The 12898-nt window shown below is 44.2% G+C and carries 14 protein-coding genes; 10 read left to right on the top strand and 4 right to left on the bottom strand.

The window, feature by feature from the left end; genetic code table 11:
- Positions 1 to 325: hypothetical protein (locus tag QZ938_RS04020; protein WP_293365362.1), on the bottom strand; the 325-nt coding region annotated here is incomplete at its 3' end.
- A gap of 62 nt (positions 326 to 387) precedes the next feature.
- Positions 388 to 3669, bottom strand: coding sequence for a tetratricopeptide repeat protein (locus QZ938_RS04015; protein ID WP_293349508.1), 3282 nt, complete (start codon positions 3667 to 3669; stop codon positions 388 to 390).
- Positions 3670 to 4081: 412 nt separating this feature from the next.
- On the opposite strand from QZ938_RS04015, the gene QZ938_RS04010 reads away from it, so the two are divergent.
- Both QZ938_RS04010 and QZ938_RS04005 read left to right on the top strand, forming a co-directional pair.
- Positions 4082 to 4288 carry a hypothetical protein gene (locus QZ938_RS04010; protein WP_293349505.1) on the top strand — a complete coding sequence of 69 codons (207 nt, stop codon included), beginning with the start codon at positions 4082 to 4084 and terminating at the stop codon, positions 4286 to 4288.
- A gap of 260 nt (positions 4289 to 4548) precedes the next feature.
- Positions 4549 to 5253 carry a hypothetical protein gene (locus tag QZ938_RS04005; protein ID WP_293349502.1) on the top strand — a complete coding sequence of 235 codons (705 nt, stop codon included), beginning with the start codon at positions 4549 to 4551 and terminating at the stop codon, positions 5251 to 5253.
- A 664-nt stretch (positions 5254 to 5917) separates the two neighbouring features.
- On the opposite strand, the gene QZ938_RS04000 is transcribed toward QZ938_RS04005, so the two are convergent.
- Together QZ938_RS04000 and QZ938_RS03995 are read right to left on the bottom strand one after the other, a co-directional pair.
- The gene (locus tag QZ938_RS04000; RefSeq protein ID WP_293147010.1) at positions 5918 to 6358 is read right to left on the bottom strand and encodes an NADAR family protein; all 441 of its coding nucleotides are present in this window, start codon (positions 6356 to 6358) and stop codon (positions 5918 to 5920) included.
- Positions 6359 to 6554: 196 nt separating this feature from the next.
- Entirely contained in the window at positions 6555 to 7304 is a 750-nt protein-coding gene (locus QZ938_RS03995) for a hypothetical protein (RefSeq protein WP_293147012.1), read from the bottom strand.
- A 121-nt stretch (positions 7305 to 7425) separates the two neighbouring features.
- On the opposite strand from QZ938_RS03995, the gene QZ938_RS03990 reads away from it, so the two are divergent.
- From QZ938_RS03990 to QZ938_RS03955, 8 genes are all read left to right on the top strand, one after another.
- Positions 7426 to 8505 carry a dipeptide epimerase gene (locus QZ938_RS03990; protein ID WP_293147014.1) on the top strand — a complete coding sequence of 360 codons (1080 nt, stop codon included), beginning with the start codon at positions 7426 to 7428 and terminating at the stop codon, positions 8503 to 8505.
- A gap of 54 nt (positions 8506 to 8559) precedes the next feature.
- The gene (locus tag QZ938_RS03985; protein WP_293349499.1) at positions 8560 to 9609 is read left to right on the top strand and encodes a DUF1611 domain-containing protein; all 1050 of its coding nucleotides are present in this window, start codon (positions 8560 to 8562) and stop codon (positions 9607 to 9609) included.
- Positions 9610 to 9645: 36 nt separating this feature from the next.
- Positions 9646 to 10287, top strand: a complete 642-nt coding sequence (locus QZ938_RS03980; protein ID WP_293349496.1) for a type I restriction endonuclease — start codon at positions 9646 to 9648, stop codon at positions 10285 to 10287.
- A gap of 9 nt (positions 10288 to 10296) precedes the next feature.
- Positions 10297 to 10812 carry a cupin domain-containing protein gene (locus QZ938_RS03975; protein ID WP_293147018.1) on the top strand — a complete coding sequence of 172 codons (516 nt, stop codon included), beginning with the start codon at positions 10297 to 10299 and terminating at the stop codon, positions 10810 to 10812.
- On the top strand, positions 10809 to 11276 hold the full coding sequence (locus tag QZ938_RS03970; protein ID WP_293349493.1) for a GNAT family N-acetyltransferase: 468 nt from the start codon (positions 10809 to 10811) through the stop codon (positions 11274 to 11276). Before QZ938_RS03975 ends, QZ938_RS03970 begins: the two co-directional genes overlap by 4 nt.
- A gap of 492 nt (positions 11277 to 11768) precedes the next feature.
- Positions 11769 to 11912 (top strand): hypothetical protein, encoded by a 144-nt coding sequence (locus QZ938_RS03965; RefSeq protein ID WP_293147022.1) that lies wholly within the window; start codon positions 11769 to 11771, stop codon positions 11910 to 11912.
- Positions 11913 to 12220: 308 nt separating this feature from the next.
- The gene (locus QZ938_RS03960) at positions 12221 to 12508 is read left to right on the top strand and encodes an NfeD family protein (RefSeq protein WP_293147024.1); all 288 of its coding nucleotides are present in this window, start codon (positions 12221 to 12223) and stop codon (positions 12506 to 12508) included.
- Positions 12509 to 12608: 100 nt separating this feature from the next.
- A complete protein-coding gene (locus QZ938_RS03955; RefSeq protein WP_293147026.1) occupies positions 12609 to 12896 on the top strand; it encodes an NfeD family protein in 288 nt (95 codons plus the stop codon).
- The last annotated feature ends 2 nt before the right edge of the window (positions 12897 to 12898 follow it).

Genomic DNA, 12898 nt, shown 5'->3' with positions numbered 1-12898 from the left:
CGGGTTGATAAAATCCGGCGGTTGAAACCGCGTCTACACAGACAAAACCCGCCTTCGCGGGTTGATAAAATCCGGCGGTTGAAACCGCGTCTACACAGACAAAACCCGCCTTCGCGGGTTGATAAAACCCGGCGGTTGAAACCGCGTCTACACAGACAAAACCCGCCTTCGCGGGTTGATAAAATCCGGCGGTTGAAACCGCGTCTACACAGACAAAACCCGCCTTCGCGGGTTGATAAAATCCGGCGGTTGAAACCGCGTCTACACAGACAAAACCCGCCTTCGCGGGTTGAATTTCATTTCTTCCGTCCGCGGAGGCGGACATCGTTTGTGTAGCCGCGATTTCCAATCGCCGGGGTCTCAATCGTCACCGTAATTTCTAATCGCCTATTCTACTTTTCCTGACACCAACGGTTCCAATAAATTGCGTTCTTCAATGGGAAGTTCTAGCAAAACTCGTCTGTCGCCCTTGGTTTGCTTATAGCGGACAGCGGCATTCAGCAGGCGCATGGGAATTTGGAATTGTTCGTAGTTGCTGGTTGTTTCTTGCCACAATTCTAACCAAGTGCGTGCGGCTTTGTCGCTGACCATTTCTGACATTAGCGCGGGGATATTTCGCACGATTCCCTGTCCTAAGATTGAGAGATATTTGTGTTTTTCGTAAACTGCAATTAGGCTGGTTATGCGAGTTTGAGATATCGGATCGTGCGTGTTCGCAAACAAGTTGCGGATAATTAACTCAGGATCATCTGGGCTAGCTTCGTCCTCTGATTCAATGCGTTGGAATGCGTCGTCTAAGGCGGTGATGCCTTCATCCCAGCGATTTAATCTGAGAATGGCAATGGCGCGATTGAAGAAGACAGGTGAATCTTGATCGCCAAGTTCGATCGCTTTGTCACAAGAGATTAAAGCTTCTTCATAAGATGCTAAAGCTTCATCATAGCGCTTGAGGTTATTGAGTACATCACCTCGAATAAGCCAAGCCCACGAAGAAAAAGAATTGGAGTTAATTTCAATGGCTTTATCAAAGGATTCTAAAGCTTGATCATAACGTTTGAGGTTGTTGAATACATAGCCTCGGCTACGCCAAGCCCACTCATAATTGGTATCAAGTTCGATCGCAATATCGTAAGATTCTAAGGCTTCTTCATAGTGTTTGAGGTTGTAGAGTACATAGCCTCGCATAACCCAAGTTTCCGGATAGTTGGCATCAAGTTCGAGCGCTCTATCAAAAGACGCTAAGGCTTCATCATAGCGTTTGAGGTTATTGAGTACATCACCTCGCCTACGCCAAGCCCAGCGATAATTAGTATCAAGTTCGAGCGCTCGATCGTAAGATACTAAAGCTTCATCATAGCGTTTGAGGTAGTTGAGTACCTGGCCTCTTTCACCCCAAACCCACTGATAATTTGAGTAAATTTCGATCGCCCGATCAAAGGATTCTAAAGCTTCATCATAGCGTTTGAGGTTGTTAAGTATATCGCCTCGATTAGCCCAAGCCCACGGATCGTTAGCATCAAGTTCGATCGCCCTATCAAAGGATAGTAAAGCTTCATCGTAGCGTTTGAGCCTTTCGAGTAAAGAACCTCGACCAAACCAAGCTAACTGATCATTGGCGTCAAGTTCGATCGCCCGATCGTGAGAAGCTAAAGTTTCTTCATAGCGTTTGAGGTTTTTGAGTACATCGTCTTGTAAAAGCCAAGCAAGTTGATCGTTGAAATCAAGTGCGATCGCTTTCTGGCCGGATACTAAAGCTTCTTCGTAGCGTTTGAGGTTTTTGAGTACAACAAATCGATTAGCCCAAGCCCACTGGTAATTAGCATTAAGTTCGATCGCCCTATCTAAGGATACTAAAGCTTCATCATAGCGTTTGAGGTTGTTGAGTATTTGACCTCTTTCACCCCAAGCCCATTGATAATTGGCATCAAGTTCGATCGCCCTATCTAAGGATACTAAGGCTTCTTCATAGCGCTTGAGGTTGTTGAGTATTTGGCCTCTTTCACCCCAAGCCCATTGATAATTGGCATCAAGTTCGATCGCCCTATCTAAGGATACTAAAGCTTCTTCATAGCATTTGAGGTTTCCGAGTACATCGCCTCGATTAGCCCAAGCCCTCGCATAATTGAAGTCAATTTCAATAGCTTTATCTAAACATTCCAAAGCTTCATCGTACCGTTCCAGCCTATTTAAACAACGTCCCTTTTCCGACCAATCCTTTGCCTCACCGCGACTTATTACCAATTTTTCCGCATATGCTAAAGCCGAAACATCATCTTTCTGTTTGTGACAATATTCAATTTCATCAAAATAAGCCTTCAGAAGCGGGTCTTCCTCATTTCTCTCAATAGCCTCCAGCGCCCCCATATAATATTCTCGTTGCATTACATCATCAAGCGGAAGCGGTTCCAAATTTTTCCGATACTCAAAATGACTTTCCTTATCAGGAAAATTATCATCCCCAATCCCTAATCCCAATCGCTGCTGCAACTCTGGCCGCGTATACCAAACCCGCAAAAAATCCACAAACAATCTAATCGGTTCATTGCGCTGCTTCTTCACTTCCAAACAAAAACGCATCAGCGGTTCCCGCAATTCGTACCAAGATTCCCGCCCGATTTCTTCACTTTTCACATAACCCTTTTGCCGCAAATCTTTCAGTTGACTTGATGCAGTTTGATGAGAGATAAAACAGCGCTTCGCAATTTCTTTAACCGGGGCAGCGCGGCGCAAATCAGCCAAAAAATCCACAATCTTGCGCTGCTGATTTGAGATATATTTCATCCGATCCTGGTAATACGGCGTTAAATCGTCCAGCATCGCCATAAATGCTTCCACCAGTCCATTGAGAGATTCGCGGTTCACCAAAAAATCGGAGAAAACCATATAGATGCGGGGACTACCGCCAGACAGGAAATGCACCACTTTAATCCGATTTCGCCCCGTTGAATTTTGAATAAAATCTGCTAATTCTGTCTTACCTTCCAAGCTAGCAATCTGCTTTAATAAAGCTACAGCATCATCGAGTTGCAATTCATTTAAATTATGATTGTAAAAGAAACCGTAAAAAGGCTTGTCGCGGTTTTCTATGCCATCAAACAAACTTTGTGAAGTTGCTAAAATAGTCAAAAATCCATAATTTTGAATGTAAGCCCGAAACTGCTTTTGTCCGATATCGCCCAACCCGCCAAACACATCATCCAAATTTTCGACAATTAACAGCAAAACGCGCTTGCCAATAAAATCTCTCAACAATTGTGCCGCCACAGATTCCGCATCCTCCGGCGACAAGTCGTAAAGCTTTTCGACAGCATCGTATAACTGGGTTTGATATTGATCGGGATATTCTTTACCAATGGCGCGCAAGATTGCAATCAATAAATCCAAGAATGATGCTATCCCATATTCTTCTTCTCGCAGCCATGCAATTAAAAGTCTATCCTGCAAATCCTCCATCTTCGCAATGCGGTGATAAATCAGTGAAACCAAGTGAGTTTTGCCAATGCCGCGCGGCCCGATTAGCAGTTGATAATGTCTGTTGTCTGTGGTGGCGCTATCTCGGATTTTGTCTACTAAATAGTTGGCGAGTTGGTGGCGCTGTACGAGGATGGCTTCGAGGGTTTCAGGGGCCATCAAGCTAGGGGTGAATCGGGAGATTAATGTGTTTTTCATAATATATATATGGATATGGATATGGTTTTTTTTAATTTGTTTAACTGATTCCTAGGCTCTCTCTGCCTGGGAACCCATGTCTAGAGGCTCTGCCTCGTCGATTGCAGAGGAAAACACGAGGCAGAGTCCCCGGATCTGCGTTTTGCGGTAGAGCCTGGTAACGAGAAAATCCTTGTTAGACAAGGCTTAAAGCGTTTATATGTCTAATTTACCATAGGTCTTAAAAATATACGATGTTTTTATTGTATATTTTTGAAAGCAGTGTTAGACTCACCTTAACAAGCAAACAAGCGCCCCTAGCTGTTACTAGAGACGCTTTCGATCGCTTGCTTTTTTCAGAGCGACTGGCTGCCACCAGAAACGCTCGTCAAGTTCTCATTTTTATGGTCTTTGTACAGACCAAGGAGTTTATATGTCCGATTTTAGCACAAACAAAGTCATTCTGGTTTCTACGGCGACAACTGATGCGACGAAACCGCCTGAAACAGAAGGTTTCATGCCCTTACTAATGTACGGAGGAGTTGCAGTAGCCGTGATTTTTGCGATGGCTTACTTTTCCCAAACTTTGCTCAGCTCAATTACTCAGTTGACCAAAACCCTCAACAAAAAACACAAATAATCCCTAGTTACCCGACTCTGCCTCCCTTGTCTCTGATTCACGGGAGGTAAAGCAGATCGATTTAACTGGTTTCCAGGCTCTGTCTGGGAACCAATATCCAGAGACTCTGCCTACCTTGTCTCTGATTCGCGCGAGGCAGAGCCTCCGGATCTACCTCCCCAGGCAGAGCCGGAGAATGAGAAAAAAGGATATAAAAATCTGCAAAATCTTCTTGACGTTTTGTTACAATACGCAAAACTTGATATTTTAAACCATACTGAATGACCTTCTTCAACCCCTGTGAACCTCTAATCCGCTCCAAACAAGAACATCTCGACGTACAAGACCTCGCAGGCCTGTTACGCCTCCGCTGGCAAGTCGGAAATATTACTCTTTTCTCGGGATTTTATACCCGCATTGACCAAACTTTTCTGCTTTGGGCTTTGGTGACGGCGGGGATTTTTTTCACGGCTCAGTTTGTCCCGCTTAGTTGGAGCTTTCAGGCGATTCTGTGGTCAACTGTGACTCTAATTGGCACTGCGATCATGGCTGTTTTGACTTTGTTTTGGGTAAGAGTCGAGCGGGTTAGCTGGATTCTTTACTCTTGGGCGATTTTGATGATTTCTGGTTTGGTTCTGACGGATTGCAGTATTTTTGCGGGTTGGGGATTTTGGTTGCTGCACCTCTGCGACTTGTGGTTGGGCTTAAGTGCGATCGGCTATTTTTGTACTGGACTCGGTTTGCGATCGCGCACTTTTATCCTGATTGGGCTAACTCATTTATTTAGCATACCTCTATTAACCTTCGTTGCCCCTTGGCAATATCTAACCACAGGCATAATTATGGCGGGTTGTTTGCTGTTACTCTCAGAGTTGCAGTGGGATATGCGATCGCCGATCGACAATACGTTGCTGTGCGAAGAACAGAAAGAGTTCAACCGAATTCAACAACAACGGCGGCAGTTCGGCGCCAATGCAGCCAAATAACTCAAAAATCTTAACAGTCCGCAATCTTATAATTCGCTGAAAACTCACTTAAGCTGCGATCCCCGAACCTAAGTCTGAGGGAGGATTCCAAAAGTGCGATCGATCTCTTAATCAAAACAAAAACAGCATCTTTTAGATCGAAAAAGTGTAAAGAATTCTGTACAACAGGTCACAATTTAGAGAAATCGCAGAGAATAGAAATATACAGCATAAATAAAAAATCAACCTTACCCAGAACAGGAGTTTTGTTATTTTACCTGTGAATCGCCAACCTAAGGAGAACGGTGTCCGGGAGGCGACTGGCGAAAAATGCTGTACTTACCACGATAAAAGTTAATTCTGGTTGACAGTAGTTGTCAAAACCAAAAAGTGGTGCAGGGTTTTTACCGTTTCCCCTGCTTTGCAGTCTCTGAGGAGAGGCTAAACCCTCTACTAGAACAGCCTGAGGAGATTGGCACACAATTTGACAGGTGGTCAGGCGGATGTTTGAGTCACCTTGTTTAATAAAATTGAGGAAATGCTCGCTTAGCAGCATTGCAGGACTTAGGATTAAATAAGTCCTGCTTTATCATAGGTTCGTAGTAAGGACTTTAGTCCTCCCTCTTGAATTTAGAAAGAAAGGACTGAAGTCCTTACTACAAACTTGTAGGTTATGTTTTACTCGCTACGTGTCTTGTCGCAAAATCTCTCGCACTTCCATTAAAATCTGTCCCAACATATTTTTGCCACTGCCATCTTTCCCACAACCCCAATAGTAATCTCCGGGTGCATTTTCGACTATTTCTTCATCTGCGGTAGCGAGTAAAATTTCGCGGATATCGGCATGAGTTTCAAATTTGCGTAATACGCATTTTCGCATGATATCATCTTTGACTTGTTCCCAATCTTGGCGCAGGGGACGAGAGCGTTCGCGCCCCATTTTTGCTGCATCTTTCGGTGTTTTTGCTTGGCGAATTTGCTTGCAGTGTTCCGTTTCGGGAAACTTTTGTGCTTGAAAATAATGTTCGGTAGTCGGCCAGTATTCTCCGTCTAACTCGAATCCGTGACGAGAGAAATTAGAGAAACTGCCGTATTCGCCGAGAGTGCTGTAAAAGTAGATAGTCATATTATATCAGTTGACAGTTGACAGTTTGACTGTTTCTGGTGAGGGGTTTGGGGATATATTCACGAGCTGAATTATGTCAATACCAATGTGGTGTTTGCTATAAGTTCGATGAATTACGGATCCATTCTATTCGGGCATTGGGCATTGGGTATTGGTTATTATAACGAACAACTCACAACCAGCAAATAACAACCAACTAAAAACTTTCGTTCCTTCCTTTAGTGGCAGTCAATTTTACGTCTCTTTCATCCACTATTTTGAACTGCAAATCAATATCTTCGAGATAGGAACCGATGTAAGATAGCAGCGCATAGATGAATACAATTACCCCCACCATTTCCAAAATTTCCTCAACCGAAGCCAGCAAACCGTAGATTAAAGTTCGCTGACCTACCGCATCTGCATAATAACCGCAAACCATTTCCATGCCAAGCGCTCCACCTACATATATACTACCTGCCAGTAGAAATAAATCCCTGGTTTTTCGGGGTAAGTGCCAGAGAAACTTGAGATAAGTCAGTCCAGTAACCGCAACAAAAATCGCCCCCGGAATTACCCAAATGAAGTAAAAAAATCCTCCTAAATTCAGTGACTCTCGCAAGTCGTTAATAATTAATATTTCATGCAGGCTCAAGATTTCATCTAAAGAGAAGAATACAAAGATGAACCCTAGTGCTTTCCAATGCCGAAAATATCGATCGCCCTGTTTCTGCTTGGCAGCACCGATAACACCGAGCAAAATCCCGCAAAATAGCAAAGTAAATGACGAGTACCACGAAGGATAATTTATTTCTCTGTCTAAATTAAACAAATGAATCCAGCGTTCGCGATAGTTAAAACCGTAGCGCAGGACTTGTACGGTGAAACCAGCAACAGCAAAGAAGAGCACCCAAATGCTAAGAGAGAAGGCAACTCTCTTTGGCGAAACAGAAATAATGAATTTCATCGACTTTTTGGTAAACTAGAACAAGCAAAATAAAACTATAAAGTAAAAAATAAAAAATGCAAAGATCCGCCCTATCCGTCTCTGCCGATTGTTCTGTATAAAAAAATACTAATAGCTGAAAATGCGCGTTCAAATTCACACCTTCACTGTTCGCAAGCGGTTTGCGCTTACCATCAGCCGCGGTACAACAGCTCAAACAACGAATTTGTGGGTAAAATTAACACACGAAGGTATCGAAGGTTGGGGAGAAGCATCGCCCTTTTCCACAGGTTCTAAGCCCCAAAGTACGGAGAGTTTGCTAGCAGCATTGCAGGAAGTTGCACCGCTACTAGAAAAGTTTACTCCGTGCGATCGCCAAAAAGTCGAACAAATCTTTACAGAAATCGAGTTACCCTCGGCCGCCCGCGCCGGCATCGACATGGCAATGCACGACTGGCTGGGCAAAAAAGCAGGCTTCCCGCTGTGGAAAATGTGGGGATTAGATCGATCGCGCATTGTCCCCACATCCGTCACCATCGGCATAAATTCGCCGTCGGGTGCGAGAGACAGAGTTCGCGATTGGTTTGGCACAGATGCGACAGATCCCGCAAGCATCAAATACCGGGCTGTCAAAATCAAGTTGGGCAATCCCGAAGGAATTGAAGCCGACAAAGCTATGTTAATCGCAGTATTAGACGAAGCGCCGGCTAACATTCAAATCAGTGTAGATGCTAACGGTGGTTGGAATTTGAAAGAAGCAGTAGAAATGTGTCGCTGGCTGGAAAAATATAACATAAATTATGTCGAACAACCGCTTTCACCTGTCGCGGATATAGCTGAATTCTCGGAACTTTACCGTCAATCGCCGCTGCCAATTTTTGCTGATGAAAGTTGCTTTAATAGTTCTGATATACCCAAGTTAGCGCACTGCGTCCACGGCATCAATATCAAAATGATGAAATCCGGCGGATTGAGCGAAGCTATGCGGATGATTCACACCGCAAAAGCCTGCAATCTGCAAGTAATGTTCGGCTGCTATTCCGATAGTGCGATCGCAAATACGGCCGCCGCACAACTTTCTCCCCTAGCTGATTATTTGGATTTGGACAGTCACTTGAATTTACTAGACGATCCTTTCACGGGTGCAAGCATCGAAAATGGGTGTTTGCTGCCAAACGGGCGATCGGGATTGGGAGTGCGGCGAATTAACATTGTAGAATAGAAATATCGCTCACAACTAATCGGGAGATGCTATGATATCACCTACAGTGAACCAATGACTAAAAACTATCCTATCAAAAATGGCAAAGTTGCTATCTTGCTGCACGAGGGAATTCTCGGTGCTTCCGGCAAAACAGGCTTAGCTTTTTTGCGCTACAGCGAAGCACAAATTGTGGCAGTAATTGACCGCCAATGTCCGGGACAATCTTTGTCTGAATTAACTGGCATTCCCCAACAAGTACCGATCGTTGCTTCCGTTGCAGAAGCACTGCAATTTGCGCCGGATATTCTGCTAATTGGTATTGCTCCATCCGGCGGTATTTTGCCGCCGGATTGGCTGCCAGAAATCAATGAAGCGGTAGCAGCAGGTTTGTCAGTTGTCAATGGTTTGCACGCGAAACTTGCACCTTTGATAACGGTTCCGTTAACCGAAAATCAATGGATTTGGGACGTGCGTCAGGAACCGAAGTCTGTTGGGGCGATCGCCTGTGCCGCCGCTGCTAAATTAAGCTGTCGCCGCGTGTTAACCGTCGGCACAGATATGAGCATTGGCAAAATGTCAACCAGTTTGGAACTCAATCGCACTTGTTTGCAGCGGGGTTTGCATTCCAAATTTTTAGCAACCGGACAAACGGGTTTAATGATTGGAAATGAAGGCATTGCTTTGGATGCAGTGCGAGTTGATTTTGCCGCCGGTGCGATCGAACAAATGGTATTAAAATTAGGTTCTGAATGCGATATTCTGCACGTAGAAGGGCAAGGTTCGCTATTGCATCCGGGTTCGACGGCGACTCTGCCACTGTTGCGGGGCGCGCAGCCAACTGATTTAATTTTAGCGCACCGAGCCGGACAAACTCACATTCGCAATCACCCTCACGTATCGATTCCTAGTTTGTTGAAAGTAATTAAATTGTACGAAATGGTTGCCGCTGCTGCGGGTGCTTTTGTTGGGGCAAAAGTCAGCGCGATCGCTCTGAATACTCATCACTTAAATGAAGCTGAAGCACAATTAGCAATAGCTGAAGTTCAAGGGGAAACGGGATTGCTTTGTACCGATCCGGTACGGTTTGGTGCGGAGGTGTTGTTAAGGGCGATCGACAATTAGTATGCTACAATAAATTTCAATTGAAGATGCAAAGCCATGACACAATCAATTCAAGCAAAAACATTGACCCTCAACGATGTCAAAACAAAATTTAACTTCGAGTTTTGTGAAGACGAGCAATTCTTCCGGGAGTGGATTGACAATTTACCAGAAATTACTGAGGTCGAAAAGCGATATCTTGATAAAGTAAAGGCAGGCTATACTAACAGTGCCGACCACTCCATTATAGAAGATACTGTAAAAATGGTGGTACTTGCTCCCTTGCTATTTTTAGCAGATTTATACCTCAATCCCTTTCACATAGAGGCAGAAAAATCGGTGGAACTTGTCACCGTGGATGAAGGTATGCTTGTCAGGGGAAGTATAGATGTTCTGCTTTTAATTGAATCTTTTTGGGTGGTGGCGATCGAAGCCAAGCGATCGCAATATTCCGTTGAAGCTGGACTTCCTCAATTGCTATTTTATATGCTGAATGACCCAAATTCAGAACAACCAACGTTTGGGCTTCTGACAAATGGCAGCAGTTTCCGATTCATTAAAGTGACTAAACAAGATACACCGCAGTATGCCGTCTCTAAGCTTTTCGATATTGCGAATCCCGGCAACGAAATTTACGAAGTATTTCGCGTTTTGAAACGGCTAGCTAGTATAATTTCCAGCAATACCTCTTCTACTTAAATACATAATATGGAACTAGATTCTGAAAGTAACAATAACTTCACTAAAGCTCACTTTGACTTTGACAAGTTACCCCAACTCACTAACCCTTGGCGAGAGCTAAAGCTGCAAGGAGTAGCTTTAGGTTTGATTCGCTTGCCTGCGGGAGATGGCTACACATTTACTCACAGCCACGCAGAACAAGAAGAAGTTTATATTGTAGTTGAAGGCCAAGGCCTGATGGTTGTAGATGGTGAACTATTGACACTTGAGGGCGGCGATATTGTGAGAGTTTCTCCGTCAGCGAAGAGAGCATTAAAAGCGGGTGAAAATACAGCCTTGTTTGTTATCTGTACTGGAGGATTGGCCGCTGGTTATCCCAAGCAGCCCAACGCGCGCTATCTGATAGATGATGGCATTCCCGATTATGACGATGTTCCGCCTTGGTATGAGGGAAATCCCGAAATTGTCGAGAGAAATGCGCGGTTAAAAGAAAGGATGTTGAAAGCTCAAGCCAAACGAGATAGCCAGCAGGAATCATCATGATTGCAAGTTCTGTTTCCTTACCCCCAGAATGCACAATCCGCCAAGCGTCGGAGGAAGATATCAAATCAATTAGAAAGTTAGTTTGGAGTGCCAAACTCGATCCGACTCAGTTGCGCTGGGAGCAATTTTGGGCGATCGAATGTGATGGGAAATTGGTTGCTTGCGGACAATTGCGGAAGTTTGCGGGCGCGCAAGAATTGGGTAGTTTGGTTGTGGCGAAGGATTGGCGCGATCGCGGTTTGGGCATTTATCTGACAAAACATTTAATTCAACAGGCTACAGAACCGCTATACTTAGAATGTTTGGGAAAGCGACTCGCATCATTTTATACTCGCTTTGGCTTTGTAGAAGTTTCCGTGCAAGATTTGCCGCAGTCGCTTAAATTCAAGTTCGGTTTGTCTCAGTTAGGTAAAACTTTATTCAGAATTCCGGTAACAATTATGCAGTATCAAGCAGGTTCTTGATAATTATGACTTTTATGAATTTGAGATTCTGAATTTATGAATTGATTTTAACTTCGACTTGTTAAATAATTGCGATTACAGGGCTAAGGCTAAAAAGTGGTTTTGTACGCTACTTAGAGGATTGGCTGTGCGTACTTATTCCGCGCTCTACATATACAGATTATGCTTCTGGGGCTGACTTCAGTCCTCATCAGATAAGAAGGGACTGAAGTCTTGACTGCGAACCTATGACTCACGCACTAGATACAGCCTTTCTCAAAAAAGTGAGGTATGCCCTATGCCCTATGCCCGGTTTGGCCTATGCCCAGTCGTACCTAATATGGGAGCTTGAAAGGCTATATGTATGGATGTTCCGGATTGCACGATCGACTTTGCGTAAACTCAGGATTCACAGCCTGCGGTAGTCCAGTTGCCTAAATTGGCACAGCTACCAGTCAGATGAGTAGGCTGAAACTATTGATAAATCGTTGTTCTCAGGCTGAAAAGTGTCCTGTGCCAGTACCAGACGATAAAAGTGTCAGGGCGATCGCACCAAACACATTCGATTCCTGGGAAATTAGTAAGTGTCAAGCAAACGAGTCACAACCGAGTCAAAAAATCAAGCCCAAAAATAAAACATCTTCACAGCAGCAGTAATGCGGAATCACCCAAGCGCTAGTGTAGATAACCACATCTACCCTTGAGGTAAATCCCACCCACGGCTCAACCACTAAATCGTTAATTCAATACCTCGGAATTACCGAATTTAAACTCCCGCAACCGCTTCTCAAATCCCTCTTACATTTTAAAAATTCTTGGACTTCGATCCGGATAAAACGACTGAAGACAAGAACAATGAAATATCAGGGCAATCAATCAATCTCAATCGAGGAAATGCAGCCTGTCAAATAGCACAAACCGACAATTACACACCCATATATTGTAAGACAACAGGAGTAAATATTATGTTCAACGCAATCAAAGCTTTCGGCTCTCTCTTCTCCACTCAAGGATACAGCACAGCCAACAATCTGTTAATCAAAAATTACGTCAACACCAACTTTAACTATTTCAACGAAGAAGCAATCGTCGATGAATCGATTTATCCGAATCAAACAGGTCGCGTCCGCTTCCAAGGTAGCTGGTGGCCCGCACGGTGCGATCGCCAAATCACTCTCACACCCGGAGACACGGTTTATGTCATCGGCGTTGACAGCATCACTCTGTTAGTTTCCCTCGTTCCCGCAGACTAAGACTAAATCAGAGCATTAACAACCAGGAAATGCGACCTTTCAAATAGCAGAAACAGGCGATTAAACTTCCATATATTGTAACAAAACAGGAGTAAATATTATGTTCAACGCAATCAAAGCTTTCGGCTCTCTCTTCTCCACTCAAGGATACAGCACAGCCAACAATCTGTTAATCAAAAATTACGTCAACACCAACTTTAACTATTTCAACGAAGAAGCAATCGTCGATGAATCGATTTATCCGAATCAAACAGGTCGCGTCCGCTTCCAAGGTAGCTGGTGGCCCGCACGGTGCGATCGCCAAATCACTCTCACACCCGGAGACACGGTTTATGTCATCGGCGTTGACAGCATCACTCTGTTAGTTTCCCTCACTCCCGCAGACTAAAT

It is taken from the genome of Microcoleus sp. CAWBG27, assembly GCF_020883145.1.
In the GTDB taxonomy this organism is placed as follows: Bacteria; Cyanobacteriota; Cyanobacteriia; order Cyanobacteriales; family Microcoleaceae; genus Microcoleus.
This window is presented reverse-complemented; position numbering and strand designations above follow the sequence as displayed.

Bases quoted from the DNA above. Each gene is read 5' to 3' on its own strand.
- QZ938_RS04015 (WP_293349508.1), bottom strand. From the start codon at position 3,669: ATGAAAAACACATTAATCTCCCGATTCACCCCTAGCTTGATGGCCCCT.
- QZ938_RS04010 (WP_293349505.1), top strand. From the start codon at position 4,082: ATGTCCGATTTTAGCACAAACAAAGTCATTCTGGTTTCTACGGCGACA.
- QZ938_RS04005 (WP_293349502.1), top strand. From the start codon at position 4,549: ATGACCTTCTTCAACCCCTGTGAACCTCTAATCCGCTCCAAACAAGAA.
- QZ938_RS04000 (WP_293147010.1), bottom strand. From the start codon at position 6,358: ATGACTATCTACTTTTACAGCACTCTCGGCGAATACGGCAGTTTCTCT.
- QZ938_RS03995 (WP_293147012.1), bottom strand. From the start codon at position 7,304: ATGAAATTCATTATTTCTGTTTCGCCAAAGAGAGTTGCCTTCTCTCTT.
- QZ938_RS03990 (WP_293147014.1), top strand. From the start codon at position 7,426: ATGCGCGTTCAAATTCACACCTTCACTGTTCGCAAGCGGTTTGCGCTT.
- QZ938_RS03985 (WP_293349499.1), top strand. From the start codon at position 8,560: ATGACTAAAAACTATCCTATCAAAAATGGCAAAGTTGCTATCTTGCTG.
- QZ938_RS03980 (WP_293349496.1), top strand. From the start codon at position 9,646: ATGACACAATCAATTCAAGCAAAAACATTGACCCTCAACGATGTCAAA.
- QZ938_RS03975 (WP_293147018.1), top strand. From the start codon at position 10,297: ATGGAACTAGATTCTGAAAGTAACAATAACTTCACTAAAGCTCACTTT.
- QZ938_RS03970 (WP_293349493.1), top strand. From the start codon at position 10,809: ATGATTGCAAGTTCTGTTTCCTTACCCCCAGAATGCACAATCCGCCAA.
- QZ938_RS03960 (WP_293147024.1), top strand. From the start codon at position 12,221: ATGTTCAACGCAATCAAAGCTTTCGGCTCTCTCTTCTCCACTCAAGGA.
- QZ938_RS03955 (WP_293147026.1), top strand. From the start codon at position 12,609: ATGTTCAACGCAATCAAAGCTTTCGGCTCTCTCTTCTCCACTCAAGGA.